13 protein-coding genes and 2 pseudogenes are annotated in these 22887 nt (G+C 70.6%); 5 read left to right on the forward strand and 10 right to left on the reverse strand.

Annotated features, from left to right (window positions below; all coding sequences use genetic code 11):
- The first annotated feature begins 8 nt into the window (after positions 1 to 8).
- Entirely contained in the window at positions 9 to 1574 is a 1566-nt protein-coding gene (locus AQJ91_RS40445; RefSeq protein ID WP_067032555.1) for a phytoene desaturase family protein, read from the forward strand.
- Positions 1575 to 1576: 2 nt separating this feature from the next.
- Positions 1577 to 2464 (forward strand): class I SAM-dependent methyltransferase, encoded by an 888-nt coding sequence (locus AQJ91_RS40450; protein ID WP_067032559.1) that lies wholly within the window; start codon positions 1577 to 1579, stop codon positions 2462 to 2464.
- On the opposite strand, the pseudogene AQJ91_RS40455 reads toward AQJ91_RS40450, so the two are convergent.
- Positions 2448 to 3618 (reverse strand): annotated as a pseudogene (locus AQJ91_RS40455) (serine hydrolase domain-containing protein); the annotation flags it as partial. The gene AQJ91_RS40450 and the pseudogene AQJ91_RS40455 overlap by 17 nt on opposite strands.
- Positions 3619 to 3744: 126 nt before the next feature.
- On the opposite strand from AQJ91_RS40455, the gene AQJ91_RS40460 reads away from it, so the two are divergent.
- Positions 3745 to 4869, forward strand: coding sequence for an NAD(P)H-dependent flavin oxidoreductase (locus AQJ91_RS40460; RefSeq protein WP_067032562.1), 1125 nt, complete (start codon positions 3745 to 3747; stop codon positions 4867 to 4869).
- The gene (locus AQJ91_RS40465) at positions 4866 to 6419 is read left to right on the forward strand and encodes an acyl-CoA synthetase (protein ID WP_067032565.1); all 1554 of its coding nucleotides are present in this window, start codon (positions 4866 to 4868) and stop codon (positions 6417 to 6419) included. The genes AQJ91_RS40460 and AQJ91_RS40465 overlap by 4 nt, the downstream gene beginning before the upstream one ends.
- An 11-nt stretch (positions 6420 to 6430) precedes the next feature.
- Here AQJ91_RS40465 and AQJ91_RS40470 read toward each other — a convergent pair whose 3' ends face one another.
- From AQJ91_RS40470 to AQJ91_RS40485, 4 genes are all read right to left on the reverse strand, one after another.
- Positions 6431 to 9340, reverse strand: coding sequence for an ATP-binding protein (locus tag AQJ91_RS40470; RefSeq protein ID WP_067032568.1), 2910 nt, complete (start codon positions 9338 to 9340; stop codon positions 6431 to 6433).
- 201 nt (positions 9341 to 9541) lie between these two features.
- Positions 9542 to 10549, reverse strand: coding sequence for a (-)-alpha-amorphene synthase (locus AQJ91_RS40475; RefSeq protein WP_079085577.1), 1008 nt, complete (start codon positions 10547 to 10549; stop codon positions 9542 to 9544).
- On the reverse strand, positions 10533 to 12017 hold the full coding sequence (locus tag AQJ91_RS40480; protein ID WP_079085578.1) for a cytochrome P450: 1485 nt from the start codon (positions 12015 to 12017) through the stop codon (positions 10533 to 10535). Before AQJ91_RS40480 ends, AQJ91_RS40475 begins: the two co-directional genes overlap by 17 nt.
- A 222-nt stretch (positions 12018 to 12239) precedes the next feature.
- Complete coding sequence (locus AQJ91_RS40485; RefSeq protein WP_067032574.1) at positions 12240 to 14648, reverse strand: penicillin acylase family protein; 2409 nt, start codon at positions 14646 to 14648, stop codon at positions 12240 to 12242.
- Between the two features lie 109 nt (positions 14649 to 14757).
- Here AQJ91_RS40485 and AQJ91_RS40490 point away from each other — a divergent pair, with 109 nt between their 5' ends.
- Positions 14758 to 16257, forward strand: a complete 1500-nt coding sequence (locus AQJ91_RS40490; protein ID WP_067032580.1) for an acyl-CoA synthetase — start codon at positions 14758 to 14760, stop codon at positions 16255 to 16257.
- A gap of 218 nt (positions 16258 to 16475) precedes the next feature.
- Here the strand turns inward: AQJ91_RS40490 and paaK are convergent, their stop codons facing one another.
- The 5 genes and pseudogenes from paaK to AQJ91_RS40515 all read right to left on the reverse strand — a co-directional run bounded on the left by paaK (position 16476) and on the right by AQJ91_RS40515 (position 22814).
- A complete protein-coding gene (paaK, locus tag AQJ91_RS40495) occupies positions 16476 to 17771 on the reverse strand; it encodes a phenylacetate--CoA ligase PaaK (RefSeq protein ID WP_067032583.1) in 1296 nt (431 codons plus the stop codon).
- 206 nt (positions 17772 to 17977) lie between these two features.
- Positions 17978 to 18211 (reverse strand): annotated as a pseudogene (locus AQJ91_RS40500) (glycosyltransferase); the annotation flags it as partial.
- A gap of 293 nt (positions 18212 to 18504) precedes the next feature.
- Entirely contained in the window at positions 18505 to 18903 is a 399-nt protein-coding gene (locus tag AQJ91_RS40505) for a hypothetical protein (RefSeq protein WP_067032593.1), read from the reverse strand.
- A 109-nt stretch (positions 18904 to 19012) separates the two neighbouring features.
- Positions 19013 to 21055: a sulfatase gene (locus AQJ91_RS40510; RefSeq protein WP_067032596.1), complete on the reverse strand. Its 2043-nt coding sequence runs from the start codon at positions 21053 to 21055 to the stop codon at positions 19013 to 19015.
- A gap of 136 nt (positions 21056 to 21191) precedes the next feature.
- The gene (locus AQJ91_RS40515; protein WP_067032599.1) at positions 21192 to 22814 is read right to left on the reverse strand and encodes an acyl-CoA synthetase; all 1623 of its coding nucleotides are present in this window, start codon (positions 22812 to 22814) and stop codon (positions 21192 to 21194) included.
- Between the last annotated feature and the right edge of the window lie 73 nt (positions 22815 to 22887).

Below are 22887 nucleotides of genomic sequence, written 5' to 3' on the forward strand. Positions count from 1 at the left end.
GAAGAACCATGCCTGCACTCGAGGGACACCGTACGTACGACGCCGTCATCGTCGGCGGAGGCCACAACGGCCTGGTCGCCGCCGCCTACCTGGCCCGGGCCGGCCGGTCCGTGCTGGTGCTGGAGCGGCTGGACCACACGGGGGGCGCCGCCGTCTCCACGCGCCCGTTCGCCGGTGTCGACGCCCGGCTGTCGCGGTACTCGTACCTGGTCAGCCTGCTCCCGAAGAAGATCGTCCGGGACCTGGGCCTGACCTTCCGCGTCCGCGGGCGCACCATCTCCTCGTACACCCCCGTCGAGCGGGACGGACAGCCCACGGGCCTGCTGGTCGGCGGCGGCGAGCGGCGCACCCGGGAGGCGTTCGCGAAGCTCACGGGCGGCGAACGCGAGTACCAGGCCTGGCAGCGGTTCTACGGCATGACCGGCCGGGTCGCCCAGCGGGTGTTCCCCACCCTCACCGAACCCCTCCCGACCCGCGACGACCTGCGCCGCCGCGTCGACGACGAGGAAGCCTGGCGGACCCTCTTCGAGGAACCGATCGGCGTCGCCGTCGAGGACCGCTTCGCGGACGACCTGGTCCGCGGCGTGGTCCTGACGGACGCCCTCATCGGCACCTTCGCCGACGCCCACGACCCCTCGCTCAAGCAGAACCGCTGCCTCCTCTACCACGTGATCGGCGGCGGCACCGGCGCCTGGGACGTCCCCGTCGGCGGCATGGGCGCCCTCACCGACGCCCTGGCGGCCAAGGCCCGGGAGGCGGGCGCGGTCATCGCCACCGGGCACGAGGCGGTACGGATCGACACGGACGGGCGTACGGCGGAGATCACATATCGGACGGCCGACGGGGAAAGTGTCGTCGGCGCCCGCCACGTCCTGGTGAACGCGTCACCCCAGGCACTCGCCGAACTGATCGGCGACACACTCCCGGCCCCCGCCGAGGGCGCCCAGCTCAAGGTGAACATGCTGCTCAAGCGCCTGCCCAAGCTGCGCGACACCTCGGTGGACCCGCGTGAGGCGTTCTCCGGCACCTTCCACATCGCCGAGGGTTACGAACAACTGGCCGTCGCCCACGCCCAGGCCGACGCCGGTGAGCTGCCCGCCGCCCCGCCCTCCGAGATCTACTGCCACTCGCTGACCGACCCGACGATCCTCGGCCCGGACCTCGTCGAGCAGGGCTACCAGACCCTCACCCTGTTCGGCCTGCACACGCCCGCCCGGCTCTTCGACCGGGACAACGACGCCGTACGCGACGAACTGCTGAAGTCGACGCTCGCCCAACTCGACGCCCACCTCGCCGAACCGCTCGCCGACTGCCTGGCCACGGACGCGGACGGGCGCCCGTGCATCGAGGCGAAGACCCCGCTGGACCTGGAACGCGACCTGCGCCTGCCCGGCGGCAACATCTTCCACCGCGACCTGTCCTGGCCGTACGCCGAGGACGGCACCGGCGCCTGGGGCGTGGCGACCCGGCACGCCAACGTGCTGCTGTGCGGGGCGGGAGCGGTGCGCGGGGGAGGGGTGAGCGGGGTGCCGGGGCACAACGCCGCGATGGCGGTGCTGGAGGGCGACGACTGACCATGGCGGAGTTCTCGGTACGGGGCTTCTACGACGGGCTGGCCGCCGACTACCACCGGATCTTCCCGGACTGGGACGTGAGCATGGCGCGCCAGGCCGAAGCGCTGAGCGGGTTCATCCGCGCACGGCTCGGCGAGGGGCCGCGGAGCGTGCTGGACTGCGCCTGCGGGATCGGCACCCAGGCGATCGGGCTCGCGCTGGCCGGGCACCGGGTCGTCGGCAGCGACCTGAGCCCCGACGCCGTCTCCCGGGCCGCTGCAGAAGCCGCGGCCCGAGGTGGTGGCCTGCAGGCGGCCGCGGCGGACATGCGCGCTCTTCCCTTCAGGGCCGCGACCTTCGACGTCGTCGTCTGCGCCGACAACGCGCTGCCGCACCTGCTGTCCGAGCGGGACATCGAGGCGGCCCTGTCCGGCATGCGGCGCGTCCTTCGGGACGACGGCCTGCTGTTGCTGAGTGTTCGGGACTACGACGAGTCCCGCCGGACCCGTCCCGAGGCGACCGCTCCCCGGGTGTCCCAGGCCTCCGACGGCCGGACGATCACGTTCCAGCTGTGGCACTGGCACGAGGACGGCGAGCGCTACGACCTGGAACACTTCCAGCTCCTGCCCACCGGCGGGAGCTGGGAGGTGCTGGTCCGCCGTACCGCCTACTGGGCGCTGACCCGGAGCCAGTTGACCGACGCCGTGGCCCGGGCCGGCTTCACCGACATCACCTGGCACACCCCGGCCACCAGCGGCTTCTACCAACCCGTGCTCACCGCACGACGGACGCCCTCCCCGAAACACCCCCTAGTCGGCCGACGGTACCCAGCCCGCCGCACCGATCCGCGCAGCGTCCGCCGGCCGGGCCACCGGCGGGAGCTCGCTGCTGCCGCAGCACCGCGCCGGTGAACCCGGTGTGCCCCGCGGTGCGCGGAGTGGCCATCGCGCCCATGTACCAGTGCTGGTAGAGCTCGAAGCCGAGGCCGTGCTCGTCACCGGGGAAGGCGGTGTTGAAGTCGGTGAACATCAGCTCCACCGACTCCCGTTCGAGGATGCGCGCCCGGCCGTACGCGCCGCCGTTGAGCAGCGTACGGGCGAGCACCGCGAGATCCCACCCGCATGAGAACACCCCGGCATGCCCGGCGACTCCGCCGAGGCTGAAGGCGTTCTCGTCGTGCACCTCGCCCCACACCAGCCCCCGGTCCAGGCCCGACCAGGGCTTGCGGGCGTCCTCCGTGGCCGCGATCTCAGGTTTCCAGGCGGCGGGCGGGTTGTAGCGGGTGCGGTGCATACCGAGCGGGGCGGTGATCTCGTCGTGGAGGAGGGTGTCCAGCGTGCGGCCGGTGATCTTCTCCAGGACGAGCTGGAGCGAGATCAGGTTCAGGTCCGAGTAGAGGTACGGTGCTGCCCGGCGGGTTCAGCGGCGCCTCGTTCCAGATGAGTTGGACCTTCTCCTCGTACGTCGGTACGTTGTACAGGGGGATCCATGGACGGAACCCCGAGGTGTGGGTGAGCAGTTGACGGATCGTGATGTCTTGCTTGCCGGCCCGGCCGAAGTCCGGGAGGTACGAGGCGACCGTGGCCTCCAGTTCCAGTGGCCCCCGCTCCATCTGCTGCACGGCCAGCATCGAGGTGAACAGCTTGGACACCGAGGCCAGGTCGAAGACGGTGTCCCGGGCCATCGGGATCTGCCGCTCGGCCGGGAACTCGACACCGGTGTCGGTCTTCTCGTCGTACGCCGAGTAGCGCACCGCCATCCCGATCGGCTGATGCAGGGCCACCGTGCCGCCGCGCCCGGCGAGCAGCACGGCGCCCGCGTACCAGGGGTGCGCGGGGGAGGGGCCGAGGAACGCCTCCGCGTCGGTGACGAGCCGGCGGAGGTGGACGGGCAGGAGCCCGGCGCGCTCGGGGGAGCCGTGCCGGAGGGTCGGGTGACCGGCGTCGGAGGCGGCTTCGGCCGGTCCGGCGGGGAACGGGGCGATGGCCAGGGCGCTCAGGGCGAGGGCTCTTCGGGTGAGCTGACGGCGGGTCAAGTACCGTCTTGAGGCTGCGTCTTCGGACATCGAGGATCCTCCCGTCGCACGGTGCGGCAAGTATCCCAGCTGTCCCGGCGCATCCCGGTGCAAGAAATCTGACGGTGTATCAGAAAAGGTCTTCCGTCGTCCGGAGGACTGCGGCATCCTGCGCCCATGCAGACGGAGCTGAGCAAGAAACTGGGAGTCGAGCACGCCATTTTCGGCTTCACGCCGTTCCCCGCCGTCGCAGCGGCCATCAGCCGGGCCGGCGGCTTCGGAGTGCTCGGCGCGGTCCGCTACACCGCCCCCGACGACCTCAAACGCGACCTCGACTGGGTCGAGGCGCATGTCGACGGTAGGCCCTACGGCCTGGACGTCGTCATGCCCGCGAAGAAGGTGGAGGCCCCGAAGAATCAAACACTGAGCGAGGCCGACGTGGAGGCGATGATCCCGGAAGGGCACCGCCAGTTCGTCAAGGACACCCTCGCCAAGTACGGCGTGCCGGAGCTGGCCGAGGGGGAGGCGTCCGGCTGGCGTATCACCGGGTGGATGGAGCAGGTCGCCCGCACCCAGCTCGACGTCGCCTTCGACTACCCGATCAAGCTGCTCGCCAACGCCCTCGGCTCGCCCCCCGCCGATGTCGTCGCCCGCGCGCACGACCAGGGCGTGCTCGTCGCCGCCCTCGCGGGCAGCGCCCGGCATGCCCGCAAGCACAAGGAGGCGGGCATCGACATCGTGGTCGCCCAGGGCTACGAGGCCGGCGGCCACACCGGCGACATCGCCTCCATGGTGCTCACGCCGGAGGCCGTCGAGGCGGTCGCCCCGCTGCCCGTGCTGGCGGCCGGCGGCATCGGAAGCGGCCAGCAGGTGGCGGCCGCACTGAGCCTCGGCGCCCAGGGTGTGTGGCTGGGCTCCATATGGCTGACCACCACCGAGGCCGACCTGCACTCGACCGCCCTGACCCGCAAACTCCTCGCCGCGGGATCCGGCGACACCGTCCGCTCCCGCGCCCTGACCGGAAAGCCCGCACGCCAGCTGCGCACCGAGTGGACCGACGCCTGGGACGACCCCAACGGGCCCGGCACCCTGCCCATGCCACTGCAGGGTCTGCTCGTCGCCGACGCCGTCTCCCGCATCCAGAAGTACGAGGTCGACCCGCTGCTGGGCACGCCCGTCGGCCAGATCGTCGGCCGGATGAACAGCGAACGCAGTGTCCAGGCCGTCTTCGACGACCTCACCCGGGGCTTCGAGCAGGCCGTCGACCGCATCAACCGCATCGCCGGAAGGAGCGGCCAGTGACGAGCACAGCCCCCGCCGGTTTCTGGGCCCAGGCCGCCCAGGACCCCCACCGCATGGTCCTCGTCGCCCCCGACGGCGAACAGTGGACCGCCGGCCGCCTGCACGCCGACGCCAACCGCCTGGTGCACGGCCTGCGCGCGGCCGGGCTGGAGCGCGGCGACGCCTTCGCCGTCGTCCTGCCCAACGGCGTCGAGTTCCTCACGGCCTATCTGGCCGCCAGCCAGGCCGGGTTCTACCTCGTCCCCGTCAACCACCACCTGGTCGGCCCCGAGATCGCCTGGATCGTCGCCGACTCCGGCGCCAAGGTACTCATCGCCCACGAGCGCTACGCCGGCCCCGCCCGGCACGCCGCCGCCGAGGCCGGCCTCCCGGCCACGCACCGGTACGCGGTCGGGGACGTAGAGGGTTTCCGGCCGTACGGCGAACTCCTCGACGGACAACCGGAGTCGGCGCCCGCCGACCGCACCCTCGGCTGGGTCATGAACTACACCTCGGGCACGACCGGGCGCCCGCGCGGTATCCGTCGCCCGCTGCCCGGCAAACCGCCCGAGGAGGCCTATCTCGGCGGCTTCCTCGGCATCTTCGGCATCAGGCCGTTCGACGACAACGTCCACCTGGTCTGCTCGCCGCTCTACCACACCGCCGTACTCCAGTTCGCGGGCGCGTCCCTGCACATCGGCCACCGCCTGGTGCTGATGGACAAGTGGACGCCCGAGGAGATGCTCCGCCTCATCGACGCCCACCGGTGCACCCACACCCATATGGTCCCGACCCAGTTCCACCGCCTGCTCGCCCTCCCGGAGCAGGTACGGGCCCGCTACGACGTCTCCTCCATGCGGCACGCCATCCACGGTGCCGCCCCCTGCCCCGACCACGTCAAACGAGCCATGATCGACTGGTGGGGCCACTGTGTGGAGGAGTACTACGCGGCCAGCGAGGGCGGCGGAGCCTTCGCGACCGCCGAGGACTGGCTGAAGAAACCCGGCACGGTCGGCAAGGCCTGGCCCATCAGCGAACTCGCCGTCTTCGATGACGACGGCAACCGGCTCCCGCCAGGCGAACTCGGCACCGTCTACCTGAAGATGAACACCGGCGGCTTCGCCTACCACAAGGACGAGTCCAAGACGAGGAAGAACCGCATCGGCGACTTCTTCACCGTCGGCGACCTCGGCCACCTCGACGAGGACGGCTACCTCTTCCTCCGCGACCGCAAGATCGACATGATCATCTCCGGCGGCGTCAACATCTACCCGGCCGAGATCGAGTCCGCCCTGCTCGCCCACCCCGCAGTCGCCGACGCCGCGGCCTTCGGCATCCCGCATGACGACTGGGGCGAGGAGGTCAAGGCCGTCGTCGAACCGGCGCCCGGCCATGAGCCCGGCCCCGACCTCGCGGCGACGATCCTCGACCACTGTGCCGAGCAACTCGCCGGCTACAAGCGGCCCAAGAGCGTCGACTTCATCACCGAGATGCCCCGCGACCCCAATGGCAAGCTGTACAAGCGGCGGCTGCGGGACCCGTACTGGGAGGGGCGCACACGGCCCGTGTGACTCGGTCGGCCTCAGGGGTGCGGGCGGGGAAGGGTCTCCAGGGCCGTGGCGAGGCCGGTGGCGTCGGTGCCTATCTTGCGGTAGACGCGGGACAGCAGCTGCCGCACGCCCTGCTCGGTGAGGCGGAGGTCCTTCGCGATCACTCCCACCGGGTGGCCCTGTACCGCCAGTTCGGCCGTTCGTCGTTCATGAGCAGTGAGCATGTCCGTCTGCGCGTAGCGCAGGGGCAACGGCCGCAGCCCGGCCCCTGAGAGCTCTTCCCTGGCCTGGGCGGCGAGGGCCTCGGCACCACAGTGGACGGCGCCTTCCAGCCCCTGGTAGAGCCGGTCGGCGGCCTCCTGCACCCGCCCGTTCCGGGAGAGCGCGGCGCCGTGCCCGACGAGCGCACGAGCCAGCTCGTAGGACGCGGGTGACCCCTCCAGGTGTTCGACGGCCTCGGCGTGCAGGTCGAGCGCGGCCGAGCCGCCCGTCACCTCGGCCTCGATGCGGAGAGCCTGGCCGATCGCGGAGGCCGCACCGAAGTCCCGCGCCCGCTTGACGGCGTCCCGGGCGAGGGAGACCGCCCGATCGGGCGCGGTGGGGGCGAGGACGGACGCGAGGTTCAGCTGCCATGGGCACCAGGCGGGATTGCGCCAGGTCCGTGACTCCAGCCAGTCCCCGACGCTGGACAACAGCCGTGCCGCCTCCGGGCGTCGCTCCTCCGCCAGGAGCAGTTCGGCGTACACCGTGCGGGGATCGGGGAAGATGACGGCGTTCGGGACCACGTCGCCGAAGTGGTAGGAGTCGGCGAGCCGACGTGCGTCGGCGGTCCGGCCGCGGGCCAGCAGGATCTGGATGAGGATGCCGATGGCGAACCACTGGGCGGGCACCGCGCCTTCGACGCGCTCGGCGGTGCGCAGCCCGGCCCGTACGAGTTCTTCCGCCTCGGCGAGGCAGCCGCGGCGGTAGCGGATGTAGCCGAAGAGGGTCTGGCCCTGCGCCAGGTGGGAGCCGCGCCAGCCCTTGTGCTCGCACTCGGCCATACCCTTGCTGAACAGCTCTTCGGCCCGCCACGGCTGGTCGCAGTACATGAACAGCAGGGCGACCGCCACGGGCACCTCGAAGCCGCGGTTCTCGTCGGTCCAGCTCATCCCCCCGATCAGGGCCTCCTCGGCGTGCCCGAGGGCGGTCCGGCGCGGCTCGCCGCGCACCAGCGCGTCCCACGCCCGCAGGCCGAGGACGTAGCGCTCTTCCAGGCCGCGGCCGGTCAGCTTGGCGGCCAGCCGCGTCAGCCGGCGCGAGCGGGCGGACGAGTCGGCCTCGTCGGTGCGGAACGCGCTCCATACGAGGTGATCGGCCTGCATGCGCAGTCTGATACGCGGATTGCGGGCCTGCCGTGCCTCGTCGGCGGCCACGGCCGCGGCCTCGGTCAGCCGGTCGGTGTGAGCCAGTGCCTGGGTCAGCCGGTAGACGATGGACGCGCGGAGGTCCGGGTCGATTCCGGGCTCCGTCAGCGCCTCCTGGAGATGGCTGACCGTGGCTGTGGGCTCGATCAGGAAGGTCGAGCAGGCGAGCTCGTGGAGGAGCGCGGCGCGGTCTTCCGGAGGAGGCGGTTCCTGCAGAGCTCGGGTCAGCATGCGCCGGGCGGCCTCCGGGGCCCCGGCGCGGAGATACTCACGCGCGGCGGCGCGCAGGCACGCGACCGCCTCGGGCCGGCCGTCGCAGGGAACCTCCAGCAGGTGCCGGGCGGCAGCAGAGGGGCCGAACCCGGCCGCGTGGGCGGCCTCGGCGGCCGCGTTGTGCATGCCGACCCGCAAGCCCGAGGGGATGGCGCGGTAGATCGTCGTGGCGATCAGCGGGTGGACGAATTCCAGGCTGTCCCCGGGCCCGTCGCCGTCCGCGAGGATGCGGGAGGCGCGCAGCTTCTCGGTCGCCTCGGCGGCCTCCTCGCAGCCGACCACCGCGATGCCGGCGGCAAGCTCTGGTGAGAAGGTCCCACCCAGCACGGCAGCGGCCCACGCGAAGCGGACTGTGCTCGGGCCGAGCCGGTTCAGGCGCTCGATCAGTCCGGGGCCCTTGACCGCTGCGGCGAGGTCCCGCATCACGGGCAAATCGTCCTGGGTTCCCTTCACCTGCCGTTCGCCGAGCCTGATGGCCAGTTCGACGGCCTCGAACGGGCTTCCGCCGGTGACCGTCCAGCACTCGTCGCAGAATTCGTCCTCGGCTTCCTCACCCACTTCGTCCCTGACGATCCGCGCCACACTGGCCTTGCCGAGCGGAGACAGGGCATGAGGGCGCTTCTCGTGGCGCTCGACGAGCGTGCGGAAAGAGGTCGCGTCGGGCGGGAGTTCGTCGGATCGGTAGGCCACGACGATCAGAAGCGGGAGGTCCGCGACCCGGGGCGCGAAGGAGGCGAGCCAGTCGAGGGATTCGGCATCGGCCCAGTGCATGTCGTCCAGGAGCAGAACGAGAGGCGCGTTCATCACCGTGAGGCGCGTCATGACCCAGTCGAGGCCGTCGCGCACTCCGGTCGGGTCCGGCATCCGGGCGGTGTCCGTCGCCTCGAGGCCGAGCGCGGCGCCGACTATGCCGTACCAGCTGCCCAGGAAGGCCCGACGCTCCGTTTCGCCCATCATGGCCAGGGCGGGCTGCATGACTTGGCGGACGACGCGGAACGCCAGCCCCTGCTCCTTCTCGCCGCCCTTGCCCGAGACCACCGTGAATCCGTGTGCGGCGGCGCGGGCGCGCGCCGCCGCGACGAGTGTGGTCTTGCCCAGCCCGCCCTCACCGGTGAGGGCGAGCAACCCGCCGCGCGGCGCCTGGGGCACGCCGTCGACGGCGTCACGGAGGGCCGACAACGCGGAGTCGAGTGCCTGGAGTTCCTGGTCGCGTTCGAGTAGAGGCCGGTGTTCGGTGATCGGTTGCCGCAGCCCATGGGTCATGTGGTCTACCGCTTCCTGTGGTTGCTCCCCGTCGGACGGGGCGAGCGTACGCCCTCATGGACGCCCCTTGACGGGTTGGAACAGGAGGTCGGCAGGGAAGGGTGAATTTTCCGCAGGAGGGATACGGGTCTTAGCTTTTCGGGTATTATGCCCCGCTCCGGCTTGAGGCCCCTCCGTTGCGGGCGACCGGTCGGCAGAGACTCAGGGCACGGCGGATGCCGCCGTCGTGGCCGCGTACCGCGGCACGGTACGGGACCAGAAGTAGCATCCGCGGATCCAGCCGGCCATGCCCTCCACATAGCCGACGCCGGCTGGGCTCAACTCCGGCCTGATCTCACCGTAGAGCTCCTCGAACTCGCTGATCGTGCTGTTGATGCGCCGGATGGCCAGCGTGACGGCCACCGGCAGGGAGCACTGGTGTGCGCGCTGGTAGGCAAGGGCCAGATTGATCACGCCACCCGCCCGCTGCTCCTTCACCGCGGAGAAGAGGTCGGCGATCCACACCGCCGCGTCGGCCGACAGCCGCCCCAGGCGCCGCATGACGGGATGCCGGAGTTCCTCCGGGGCCAGCTCGTACGGCTGCGCGGCCTCGCACAGTGGGTGGAACGGCTCGACGCCCGCGATGAGGGAACGAATGGACCGGCACAGCCCGCTCCCCAGAGGGACGGAGTCGGTCTGGGCCACCGCTTCGTACAGCAGACCATGCACGTACTCACGGCTGTTCCAGGCCCATCGTGCGGCCTGAGCGGGCGTGCACCGTTCCTGGACCTGCCGATGGAGATCGGCCAGGGCGGCACCGAGCGGGGTGTCGGGCGGTTGGCCGTTCCGCAGGATCCCGACGCTCTCGCACAGCATGGGCAGCAGCAGGCCGGGCCGCTGCCGGCCGACGTCTTCCGCCCGATCGTCGAAGACGAACTGGTAGGCGATCTGGTTGGCCATGATCTGGAGGAGGCCGGAATCCATGGTCGGGCTGTTGTAGGCAGCGAGTTCGGCGGGGCGCGTATAGGAGATCATGGCCGCCACCGCCGGCTCATCGGTGAGCCCCCAGGTACTCAGCCATTCGTCGACGCCTGTTGCCGCTTCCGATGCGTGGGGATTGCTCTGGAACGGGAAGGGCATGTAGAGGTTCGCGTCGATCAGCTCCCGTAGATTGACGGCGGGAATTCCGCCCGCCGCTGCGAGCGTGATTTCCTCATGTGTCGTGGACACTGTCGCCACCTGCCGTTCGGGGGTCGTGGAAGCCAGGGGTTGCCTTTGCCCGGGGTGCGAGGGAGTACGCGCCAGGCGGTGTCCTCACCGGCCGTTGTGCTCGCGGTTCGCAGACCATCACCAATTCCCTCGGCCCCAACGACGCCGCGGGGCGCAGCCGTTCGACGTGTCCGGGCAGATGGCGCAGCCGCCAGTGGCGGGCGATGAACGCGACGGCCACCGTGGCTTCCGCCATGGCGAACGTCTCGCCGATGCATTTCCGCGTGCCAGCGGCGAACGGAATCATCGCTCCGGGCGGGACGGCGACGGCCCGCCCCGGCAGCCAGCGGTCGGGGAGGAAGCGGTCGGGGTCGGGGAACGAGGCGGGGTCGTGGTGCAGGAGGTACGGGCTGTACAGGACGGTGGCACCCCGCGGGAGACGGTGCCCGCCAAGAGCCGTCTCCTTGGTGGTGACCCGGGTGAAGAGCCAGCCGGGCGGGCGGTGGCGAAGGGTCTCGGTGAGGACGCACCGGGTGTGGACCAGGCTCGGCAGCTCGTCGCGGCCGGGCGGCCGCCCTGCGGCGAGTACGGAGTCGACCTCGGAGTGCAGACGGCGTTCCTCCTCGGGATGCCGCGCCAGGAGCTCGAAGGCGGAGGCGAGGCACAGGGAGGTGCTCTCGACTCCGGCGAACATCAGCGTGAACACCTGGCTGCGGACTTCCCGTTCGGTGATCGCCGCCGCTTCGCCGTCGCTCCGCGCGGCCGCCAGCAGGACCCCCAGCAGGTCGTCCCGCTCACCTGGGGGAGTGTCTCGTCGGCGCTCGGCGATGGCCGCGTCGACGATCGCGCGCAGGCGGTCGGAAGCGTGCCGGTAACGCCGGTTCGCGGGCGTGGGAACACGGAACAGGGCGTCGACCGGCACCACCGTCCGGAGGAACAGGCCGCGGACGATGGTGACGAGGCAGCTGTGCACCTCGGCGGCCGTCGCGGCGTCGAGCGAGTCGGAGAAGAGGACGCGGCTGAGCACCCGGGCCGACAGCGTCAGCATGGTCGCGCTGATGTCGACCTCCTGCCCGGCCCGCCACTCGCGGCACACCGACTCCACTTCCTCGCCCATCAGTTCCGTATGGTCGGCGACGCGGGCCTTGCGGAAGCCGGGTTGGAGAAGCCTGCGCTGCCGCTGGTGGGCTTGATGGCGACACGTACCGACGCCGTCACCCAGCAGCGTCCGCAGCCTGTCGTAGAGCGGGCCCCCCTTGTCGAAGGTGCGCGCGTCCATGAGCACCTGGTGGACCAGCTCCGGGTGGCACGCCACCCAGGCGTGCAGGGGACCCAGGCGAATCTCCACCAGATCCCCGTGAGCGGGTAAAGAATTCAGAAAAGCCAGCGGTCGCCGAAACAAAGCGATACCGTGGCCGACGGTGGGGAATATGCCTGGCGCAATCCCCACTCTCCATGCATGTCCCGGTTCAGGCACAACATGACTCATCGAAACCCCCCTGTCTCGATCGGCACACGAAGTCGGTGACTGCTCCACCGAGCTGGCGCTTGATTCATGTCCTGCCCATTTCGCCCAGCGGTCGCTTTCACGAAACCTTTCTGCACGGGGGCGCACAGGAGCACGGAGAAGCAAAAAGAAGCGTGCGGCCGGGTCGGTTCGACGGGCCGTAAAGCGGTCCCGCCCGTTGGAAGGGGCGGGACCGCGTCCCTGTCAGCTGCGTTCGCGCACCGACACCACGCTCAACGCGGGCGAAGACAGGATGTCCTTCTCACAGAACCGCGACGTCACCCACCTCTCCCCGGAGAACAACGGGGTCTGGTCGCTGAAGTGGGGCGAGTTGGGGTTCGAGGACTGGGAGTACGACAACAGCGTGCGGGCCACCGGGCAGCGGCTGTCGTCCCAGCCGACCGCCTGGAGGTGGCTGGAACCGAACGGCACCTCCGTATAGGCGCCGTCCGCCGCGTTCCACGTCGGCTCGATCACGTTCCACACGCCGAGCTGCCCCGCACCGCCCGGAATCGGCAGGCGCTCGCCGCCCCGGACGACGAACTGCCGGTCACCGAGCGGCGCGTCCAGCGCGGTGCCCGCCGCCCGCAGTTCCGCCACCGTGTCCGCGAGGGCCGTGGCGACACCGGGAGCGTCGGTGTCGAGCGTGTTCGGGGTACGGACCGGGTCCGCCGCCGAGAACGGCACCTTCCACACCTCGGCGGGTGGCACCAGCTGCGTCATCCGGCGCCAGAACCGGTCGAAGAGCAGCGCTCCCCGGCTGCCGGTGTCCATGGTGCGGTCCCACTTCTTCAGCACCCCGCACGCCTGGGACACGTCCACGGCCGTCCCGCCGCTGCCCGTCGCCGTACCGCCGGGCAGCGCCGCACACGCCCGCGCCACGTCCTCCGCGGCGAGATCACCCGCGGGCACCCGGTTGGCGAACTGCTGCTCCTGCAGGTCCCGTACGGTCAGACCACCGCGCTCGGCCATCGCCGCCACGTCCTCGATCCCGCCGCGGGTGCGCAGACCGAGCTGCGTGCCGACCGTGCCGAAGATCCGCTCGTACCCGGTGACCGGCTGGTCGGCGTTGGTCATCCAGGCGGTGCCGTTCGAGTTCTCCGCGTACGGCGCGTCCTTCAGCGTCGGCATCCTCGCCGGTCCGAACATCCCCGGCCGTACGGCGTCGGCGTCGCTGCCGAGGGCGCAGTCGCCGCGCGAGCCGTCGAGGACCGCGATCCCGGACGCCGGGTACATGGTCCTGCCGAGCTCCGTCGAGCAGCGCTCCGCCAACTCGTCGGTGATCCGGGGGAGTACCTGCGACTGGGTGAAGAGGGAGTGCCCCGAGCGGTCGGCGGCAAGCGTGTTCACCCACGGGATGCCCTGGTGGCGGCCGAGGGCTTTCAGGACGTCGTCAGTGCTCCGCGCCTTGCCGAAGGCGAGCGAGGTGTCGGTGAAGCGCAGGTTCGCCGCGTTCGGGTCGTACAGCGCGTACGCCGTCGTGCTGGTCCACGGCAGCGGGACCTGCGAGCTGAGGGAGGTGACGACCGGGCCGTAACGCGTCCACCACTGGGTGCGGGTGACCGGCTCGCCGTCCTGCACCGCGACCGTCACGGTCCGCTTCGTCATGCGCTCCCGCTTGCCGTCCACCAGATACGTCGTCGGATCGGCCGGATCCAGCGTCAGCTGGTGGAAGTTGGCCGGAATGCCCGTCGAGACCGTGTGGCTCCACGCCACCCGCGAGTTGAACCCGATGGCGATCACCGGAGAGCCGAGCAGCGAGCCACCGGAGACGTTCAGCTCGCCGGGAATCGTCAGCTGCGACTGCCAGAAGCGGCGCCCGCCCTGCCAGGGGTAGTGCGGATTGCCGAGCAGCAGCCCGCTCCCGCTCGCGGTCGTGTCGCCGTGGAAGGCGACCGCGTTGGAGCCCATGCCGGCGTCGGCCCACAGCTCGCGCGCGGCGTCCGCCGCAGCCTTCTTGGAAGGCGTGGCGGGGGAGGAGACCCCGGCCGTCGGTGGCCGCGCGCTCGTGATCGTCTCCACGAAACGACCCTCGCCCGAGATCACGGTGATGGCGTGGGCGCGGGCGGCCACGTCGAGCGCGGTGACCGGCCGGACCCAGGAGGCGTCCGCGCAGGCGGGATCCGTGATCGCGTTCTTCTGCAGCCAGGCGTTGTAACCGGCCGCCCAGCCGCGCATCAGGTCGCGGACCTCGCGGCTCGGGCCGAGGGGAGCGGGCTCGGCGAGCAGCCTCTCCACGGTCCGGCTCTCCCGGACACCGCGGAAGTACAGGTCGCTGGTGAGATTGGTGCGGGCCGCCGACAGCGCGCCGTCCGTGGCCGCGTCGGCGCCGAAATGGCGTGAGCGCTCGCCGCGCAGGGTCACGAAGCCGTCGGCGAGCGTGCACACCTGGTCGGCGGCCTGGGCCCAGCCCTCACCGAAGCCGAGGCCGGCGTAGTTCTTCGCGAGGATGTGCGGAATGCCGTACTCGGTGTAGCGGATGACGGCGGACAGACCGCCGTGCGAGGGACGGTCCTGCCGGTCCTGTGGCTCGGCCGCGGCCGCCGGCAGCGCGGATGTGGCGGTGAGCAGGGCTAAGGCCGTGACGGCGAGCCGTCTCAGGCGGGTGGGCATCGTGCCTCCCAACATCATTGAGGAAAGGGGCAGTTGAACGAAACAACGGGTACGTGTCCCTCCTCAGGTGTCTTGACCTCCCTCCGTGACGCACCGAGGATCATGTGTCATGACGCCTGGACACGGCAGCACGGTTGACGGGGTGCTGCGCCGCAGCGCCCGCCGCACCCCGGCGCGCGTCGCGGTCGAGTACCGCGACCGCTCCTGGACGTACGAGGAACTCGACGCGGCCGTCTCCCGCGCGGCGACCGTCCTCCTCGGCGAGGGCCTCGCCCCCGGCGACCGGGTCGGCGCCTACGCCCACAACTCGGACGCGTATCTGATCGCCTTCCTGGCCTGCGCCCGCGCGGGCCTCGTCCACGTCCCGGTCAACCAGAACCTCACCGGCGACGACCTCGCGTACATCGTCGGCCAGTCCGGCGCCTCCCTGGTCCTCGCCGATCCGGACCTCGCTGCCCAACTCGCCGACGGCGTCCGTACGTTGCCCCTGCGCGACGCCGACGACTCGCTGCTGGCACGGCAGGAGGCCGCAGCCGCTCACGACGGCCCGGAGCCGCGCGGCGAGGATCTCGTCCAGCTCCTGTACACCTCGGGTACGACGGCTCTTCCCAAGGGCGCGATGATGACCCACCGGGCCCTGGTCCACGAGTACCTGAGTGCGATCACGGCCCTGGACCTGAGCGCGGGGGACCGGCCGGTTCACTCGCTGCCGCTCTACCACTCGGCCCAGATGCATGTGTTCCTGCTGCCGTATCTCGCGGTCGGCGCCACGAACGTCATCCTCGACGCGCCCGACGGCGACCAGCTCTTCGACCTGATCGAAGCGGGCCGCGCGGACAGCCTGTTCGCCCCGCCCACCGTGTGGATCGGCCTGTCCGACCGCCCCGACTTCGCTACCCGCGACCTGGACGGACTGCGCAAGGCGTACTACGGTGCCTCGATCATGCCGGTGCCGGTACTGGAGCGGTTGCGTGAGCGATGGCCGAAGCTGGCCTTCTACAACTGCTTCGGACAGAGCGAGATCGGCCCCCTGGCCACGGTGCTGGCTCCCGACGAGCACAAGGGCCGCATGGACTCCTGCGGCCGGACCGTCCTCTTCGTCGACGCCCGGGTGGTCGACGAGGACGGCAAGGACGTTCCCGACGGCACACCCGGCGAAATCGTCTACCGCTCACCGCAGTTGTGCGAGGGCTACTGGGACAAGCCCGAGGAGACGCAAGAGACGTTCCGCGACGGCTGGTTCCACTCCGGCGACCTCGCGGTACGGGACGCGCACGGCTACTTCACGATCGTCGACCGGGTCAAGGACGTCATCAACTCCGGTGGTGTGCTGGTCGCTTCACGACAGGTCGAGGACGCGCTGTACACCCACGAGGGCGTCGCCGAGGTCGCGGTGGTCGGCCTGCCCGACGAGCGGTGGATCGAGGCGGTCACCGCGGTCGTCGTCCCGCGCGGCGAGATCACCGAGGCCGAACTCATCGACCACGCCCGCGAGAAGCTCGCCCACTTCAAGGCGCCGAAGCGGGTGGTGTTCGTGGACGAGCTGCCACGCAACGCGAGCGGGAAGATCCTGAAACGGGAGCTGAGGGACCGCTTCACCGGCAGCTAGTGCCCCAACAGGCAACGTTCGCCCCGTCGCGACGCCCGGTACGCTCCCCCACTGCCTTAAGGGCGTGGGAGGTGCCCCCACTCGCCGCACCGGGCACAAACCCAGGTACGTCCAGTACGAGGGCTTGTACCCGGCACGCCGAGAGCACGCACCGGACACCGCGGGCACCGCACAGGACTTTCGAAACACCCCCTAGAAACCCGTCCACCGGACAGCCCCTAGCGCGGCCGCAGGTCCACGATCCGCCGGATCTTGCCCACCGACCGCTCCAGGGACTCCGGTTCGACGATCTCGACGGCGACCGACACCCCGATGCCGTCCTTCACGGCCGCGGTGATGGCCCGCGCGGCGGCGTCCCGGGTCTCGGGTGCGGCTCCGGGCCGCGCCTCGGCCCGGACGGTGAGGGCGTCGAGGCGCCCCTCGCGGGTGAGCCGAAGCTGAAAGTGCGGGGCGACGCCCGGTGTCCGCAGCACGATCTCCTCGATCTGCGTCGGGAACAGGTTCACCCCACGCAGAATGACCATGTCGTCACTGCGTCCGGTGACCTTCTCCATCCGCCGGAACACCCGGGCCGTCCCCGGCAGCAGCCGCGTCAGGTCCCGTGTCCGGTACCGGATGACGGGCATGGCCTCCTTGGTGAGCGAGGTGAACACGAGCTCGCCCTCCGCGCCGTCCGGAAGCACCTCACCGGTGACCGGATCGACGACCTCGGGAAGGAAGTGATCCTCCCAGATGTGCAGCCCGTCCTTGGTCTCGACGCACTCCTGGGCCACGCCCGGCCCGATCACCTCGGACAGCCCGTATATGTCGACGGCGTCGATAGCGAACCGCACCTCGATCTCACGCCGCATCTGCTCGGTCCACGGCTCGGCCCCTAAGACACCGACGCGCAGGGAGGTACCCCGCGGATCGACGCCCTGCCGCTCGAACTCGTCGAGGATGGTCAGCATGTAGGACGGCGTGACCATGATGATCCCGGGCTTCAGATCCTGGATCAGCTGTACCTGCCGGGCCGTCATACCGCCGGAAGCGGGAATGACCGTACAGCCGAGCCGCTCGGCCCCGTAATGGGCCCCAAGCCCACCCGTGAACAGCCCATAGCCGTACGCCACATGCACCGTGTCCCCGGCTTGCCCGCCCGCCGCGCGGAGGGAACGCGCCACCATGTCGGACCACAGGGAGAGATCGCCGTCCGTGTAACCGACGACGGTGGGCCGACCGGTGGTACCGCTGGACGCGTGGATCCGCCGGATCCGCTCCTGCGGCACCGCGAACATCCCGTACGGATAGTTCTCGCGCAGGTCGGCCTTGGTGGTGAACGGGAACCGGGCGAGATCACCGAGCGACCGGCAGTCCTCGGGCCGTACGCCCGCCTTGTCGAAGGCCTCCCGGTAGAACGGCACGTTCTCGTACGCGCGCCGCAGCGATGCCCGCAACCGCTCCAACTGCAACGCGCGCAACGCCTCGGGCCCGAGCCGTTCTCCCGGGTCCAGCAGCTCCGTCGCATCCGCCATCGGCACTTCTCCCTCACCAACCGCATCAAGCCGGGCGACCGATCATTCGGTCGAGGTCTTCGGGATCAGTAATCCAGGAGGCCGTTGAACAGGCAAGTGACTCGCCCGCACTTTCTGACCGAGCCGCCGTACAGAACTCTGCCGTGGACAGCGGTTCGCAGCGCTGGGCGAGGAGCCGGCCCCCTTGCCCGACGATTCCTCGTGGTTCACGCGGACACGGGCGGCCTTCCCCGGCCGACTGCGTCGAGCCGCAGTTTCGCGGCCACGGTCGCCCCGTCGGTGCGGATCGTGCCAGCCACGGGCCTCGCCCGTGCTCGGGTCTCGGGGGCCAGGGCCGTGGTGAGCGCGGCCGACAGGGAGTCGAAGGTCGGTGCCGGACCGATGTGTGCCGCGCCGATGCCCAGCTCGGCCACCCGGGCGGCCCAGTACGGCTGGTCCGAGTGGTGCCCTGCTCTTCCCCGGCCGGGCACCGGACATGACCGCTTCGTACGGCGTACGCGCCGGCTGCGCTGCTGTCGGCCGCGGCCGGCATCGCCCTGGTCTTGGCGTCCGGCTCGAACGCACTGCCGGAGTCCACCACCCGCGAGCAGCCGATGACGACGGCGCCTGGAGACAGGCACCACGAACGACCGCAACGCCTGTCTCGCCACCCCGATGACACCCCTGACGCCGGCGGACGGCCCACGGGATGCCCGGGTATGCCTGATCCCCGGCAACGGCCGTCCCACGTGCTTCAGCGGCTGAGCCTCCGCCGTCGGCGGACCGTGTGGCCGGCGGCCAGGGCGAACGCGCTGACGGCCAGGCCTGCCCCCACAGCCACCTCGAGGACCGAAGGCCCGGTGCTGCCACCGACGTCCGCGTTGACGCCACGTGCGGGAAGCTGGGAGGCCGTCACGCCGGTCGTACCGCGGCGCGGCAGCACCTCGCAGGTGATGCCGTCGTCCGTCCCCCGGTCCTCGTCCAGGCGGTGCGGGTCGTTGAGGTTGCGGTTCAGCTCCGCCTGCGCGTCCTCCTGGAAGGCGAAGTCGCTGCAGTCCAGGTCGGCCTGGGCGTGTGCGAGGCCGACTGTCGGCCCGGCGGCCAGGAGAACGGTGATCGCGGCGGTGCACAGCGCGTGTCCGCGTATCTTCATGGGCGTCGTTTCTCTTGGCCCGGCGGTCTCGGTGACCGGCCGTCATTGCGACCTTAGGGACGCCGCCCTCGCCCGGGCGCGTCCTGCTACGCCGTACGGAGGGGAGCGGTCAACCGGTCTGTGGGCCGTACGCCGTCATGAAGCGGTCGCGGAACTTGTCCATGCCCCAGGTCGGGGCGTCCGATGCGGGCTTCAGGCCGGGGGTCCAGCTCCAGTCGGAGATCTTGTCCAGGACCTTCTGGTCGCGGGCCACGATCGTGATCGGCACGTCCTTGCTGGTGTTGCCCGCGGTGACCGTGGGGACGGGCTGGTGGTCGCCGAGGAAGACCAGGACCGTGTTGTCGTCGCCGTAGCGCTCGAGCCATTCGGTGACGCTGGTGATCGAGTACTCGATGGCCCGGCGGTATTCCGTGCGGACCTTCTCCGGGTCCTGCCAGACCTCCTTGGGGTCCGTGCCCTCCTTCTTGATCTGGTCGAAGACCGAGCCGTCACCGAGGTCGTCCCAGTCGATCATGCGGGCGATGGGGGACCAGGGGTTGTGGCTGGAGGCCAGGATGATCTCGGCCATGATCGGGTCACGGTTCTCCTTGCCGTGCTCCAGGCGTTCGAAGGCCTCCATGCTGAACTGGTCCGGAACCGGCGTCCAGCTGAAGTACGGGCCCTGGTAGCCGAGGTGCTCCGAGTCGTAGATGTGGTCGAGCCCGAAGAACTTGCCCTCCGGCCAGGCCCGCCGCACCCCCGGTACGATCCCGACCGTGCGCCACGCACCCGTCTTCTGGAAGTAGCTGGTGAGCGTCGCGCGGTCGCTGGTGGTGAGGCTCCGGTACCGCTGCTGGTTCTTGATCCACAGGCCGGAGAGGAACGTGGAGTGGGCCAGCCAGCTGCCGGCGCCCGTCACCGGCGCCTTGAGCCACGCGCTGCGCGACTGGAACCCGGCCGTGTCGAGGGAGGCCGTACCCTCCTTGAGCACCGCGTCGATCTCCGGCGCCATCGCCGGGTCGTCGATCGCGACCCGGCCGTAGCTCTCGATGAACGTGAACAGGACGTCCTTGCCGCGCAGCCCCGTCAGCAACTGGTCCGGCGGCGTGGCCGCGAACGCGTCGACGGCGGCCTGCTTCTGGAAGACCCGGCCGTCCCGCAGGCCCGCGCGCACCTGCTCCACCCGCTTGTTCACGTAGTCGGCGTTGATCTTCGAGGCGACCGGCACGTTCGTGAACTGCACGCCGAGGGTGACGCAGGTGATCCAGGCCGTGCCCAGGATCAGCGTCGTCCGGGCGGCGACGGGACGGTGCCGGACCATGAGGTTCGTCAGCCGCAGCACCGCCAGCGTCGTCAGCACCAGCACGGCGACGAGCAGCACGAGCACCGCGACGATCGCCAGCACCTCGCCGGTCCGGCCGAACGACTCCCGCACGAACTCCGCCGCGTCGTCCAGCAGGATCCAGTCCAGGACCAGGTCGAAGGGGCGGACCAGTACCGAGTAGAAGCCCATGTCGACGAACTTCAGCACGGTCAGGAGGCCGAGGAAGGCACCCGCGGCGACCGCGAAGATCCGCCTGGACCGTGGCGGCACCGCGAGCAGCAGACCCGCGAGCAGGATCCCCTCCGCCGGGATACGCAGGAACGAGCCGAACGTCAGCTTCTCGAGCCGGTTCGGCACGAGGAGCGTGAACAGGACCAGCGCCGCGGCCAGAACAGTGGTGCCGACGGTCACGCCCCGCGCGACACGCGGATACTTCCGCCGCCGGCCGAACCAACCCGCGCGAGCGGGTGAGGGGGAGGTGGCGGGGGTGGATGCCGTCGGGGTGGCCGACGCGCTGACAGTCTCGGCGTCCTCCGTAACTTCCTCGGCATCGGCCTCGGACGCGGTGAGGGACTTCCCGGCCTCGCCGGAATCCGTGGGCTCCTCGGACTCGCCGGTCCCTTCAGGCTCCTCGGTCTCCGCGGGTTGCTTGCCGCCTTCGGCTTCCCCGCGCCCATCGACCCCCTCGGCCTCCGCAGCTTCCTCGGACGTTCCTTCAGCCTCCCGAACTCCCTTGAACCCGTCGGCCTTCTCGCCCCCGTCAACCCCCTCGCGCCCTGCACCGTCGCCATCCGGTTCCGTCCCGCCGTCGGTCTCCTGCAGTTGACGAGAGGGCGTGAAGTGCGACACGAAGGACCTTTCCTTGCAAACCCGGTGCTGGCACGACGAACCGACCCGGGTGACGGCCCGCCACCATCAGTACGGTCGCACGTCATCTCCGGTTCAGTCACGCCGCCCCGAATTCACCGGATCGGCCCCGGCGGGATCACCGGTCCGCCGCCACCGCCACCTCCCGCGCCCACCGGTAGTCCGCCTTGCCGCTCGGTGACCGTCGTATGGCGTCCGCGATCACCAGCTGCCGCGGGATCTTGTACCCGGCGAGGTGGGTACGGCAGTGCGCCTGGATGGTGTCGAGGGACGGCCGCGCGGCGCCGTCGCGCAGTTGTACGACCGCCGCCACATGGTGGCCCCACTTCGCGTCCGGCACCCCGGCCACCAGCGCGTCGTACACGTCCGGATGGGACTTGAGGGCCTGCTCGACCTCCTCCGGGTACACCTTCTCCCCGCCGGTGTTGATGCACTGCGAGCCCCGGCCGAGCACCGTGACGACGCCGTCCTCGTCGACCGTGGCCATGTCGCCGAGCAGCACCCACCGCTCGCCGTCCTTCTCGAAGAAGGTCTCGGCGGTCTTCCGCGGGTCGTTGTAGTACCCGAGGGGGACGTGACCGCACTGCGCGACCCGCCCCACCTCGCCCACCGCCACCGGCTCGTGCGTGGCGGGATCGACCACCTGGGTACGGGAGTTGACGCGGATGCGGAAGCCGCGCTCGGGCCCGGAGTCCTCCGTCGCCGTACCGTTGAAGCCGGACTCGGAGGAGCCGAAGTTGTTGAGCAGCATGACGTTCGGGACGAGCGCCTGGAACTGCCGGCGCACCGTGTCCGACATGATCGCCCCAGACGACGACACGCTGAACATCGACGAGCAGTCCGTGCCTTTCAGCGGCCCGCTCAGCGCGTCGATCAGCGGCCGCAGCATCGCGTCGCCGACCAGCGACACACTGGTGACCTTCTCCCGCTCGATCGTCCGCAGCACCTCCTCGGGCGCGAACTTGCGGTGGAGTACGACCCGTTGCCCGAAGTTGAAACCGATGAATGCGGTCAGTGTGGACGTCCCGTGCATCAGCGGAGCCGTCGGGAAGAACGTGATCCCCGACCCGCCCGCCGCGACCCGCTCCGCCAGCTCCTCCGGCTTCTTCACCGGTTCACCGGTCGGCGCGCCACCCCCCAACCCCGAGAAGAACAGGTCCTCCTGACGCCACATCACACCCTTGGGCATCCCGGTGGTGCCGCCGGTGTAGATGATGAACTGGTCGTCCCCCGACCGCGCCGGGAACCCGCGCCCGGCCGACCCGGCTGCCACGGCGTCCGCGAAGGCGACAGCGTGCACCTCAGCCGCCCCCGCCGCCACCGGATCCCCGACCCGTACGAGATGCCGTAGCCCCGCCACCTGTGGCAGCGCCGCCGCCACCCGGTCCGTGAACTCCGCCTCGAAGACCAGGGACACCAGATCGGCGTCCCGGTAGAGGTAGACCAACTCCTCTTCCACGTAGCGGTAGTTGACGTTGACCGGAACGATCCGGGCCTTCAGACAGCCCAGCACCGTCTGCAGATACTCGACCCCGTTGTAGAGGTGGAGGCCCAGGTGCTCGCCGGGCCGGATCCCGCTGTCGATCAGATGGTGAGCGACGCGGTTGGCGGCCGCGTCCAGCTCCGCGTACGTCAGCCGGCGCTCCGCACCCGTGCCCGGGTGGTCGATGAACACCAGGGCCTCGCGGTCCGGGACCACGTCGACGACCGACTCGAACAGGTCGGCAAGGTTGTACTCCACCGTTCCTCCATCCGTCGGTTCGCCGGTCATCAGAGCAAAGGGCGGCACAACTGTGAAGGGCCCGCGCAGAAGA

Source organism: Streptomyces dysideae, assembly GCF_001514305.1.
Taxonomy (GTDB): domain Bacteria; phylum Actinomycetota; class Actinomycetes; order Streptomycetales; family Streptomycetaceae; genus Streptomyces; species Streptomyces dysideae.

Bases quoted from the DNA above. Each gene is read 5' to 3' on its own strand.
- AQJ91_RS40490 (WP_067032580.1), top strand. From the start codon at position 14,758: ATGACGCCTGGACACGGCAGCACGGTTGACGGGGTGCTGCGCCGCAGC.
- paaK (WP_067032583.1), bottom strand. From the start codon at position 17,771: ATGGCGGATGCGACGGAGCTGCTGGACCCGGGAGAACGGCTCGGGCCC.
- AQJ91_RS40480 (WP_079085578.1), bottom strand. From the start codon at position 12,017: ATGAGTCATGTTGTGCCTGAACCGGGACATGCATGGAGAGTGGGGATT.
- AQJ91_RS40470 (WP_067032568.1), bottom strand. From the start codon at position 9,340: ATGACCCATGGGCTGCGGCAACCGATCACCGAACACCGGCCTCTACTC.
- AQJ91_RS40460 (WP_067032562.1), top strand. From the start codon at position 3,745: ATGCAGACGGAGCTGAGCAAGAAACTGGGAGTCGAGCACGCCATTTTC.
- AQJ91_RS40505 (WP_067032593.1), bottom strand. From the start codon at position 18,903: ATGAAGATACGCGGACACGCGCTGTGCACCGCCGCGATCACCGTTCTC.
- AQJ91_RS40485 (WP_067032574.1), bottom strand. From the start codon at position 14,648: ATGCCCACCCGCCTGAGACGGCTCGCCGTCACGGCCTTAGCCCTGCTC.
- AQJ91_RS40445 (WP_067032555.1), top strand. From the start codon at position 9: ATGCCTGCACTCGAGGGACACCGTACGTACGACGCCGTCATCGTCGGC.
- AQJ91_RS40450 (WP_067032559.1), top strand. From the start codon at position 1,577: ATGGCGGAGTTCTCGGTACGGGGCTTCTACGACGGGCTGGCCGCCGAC.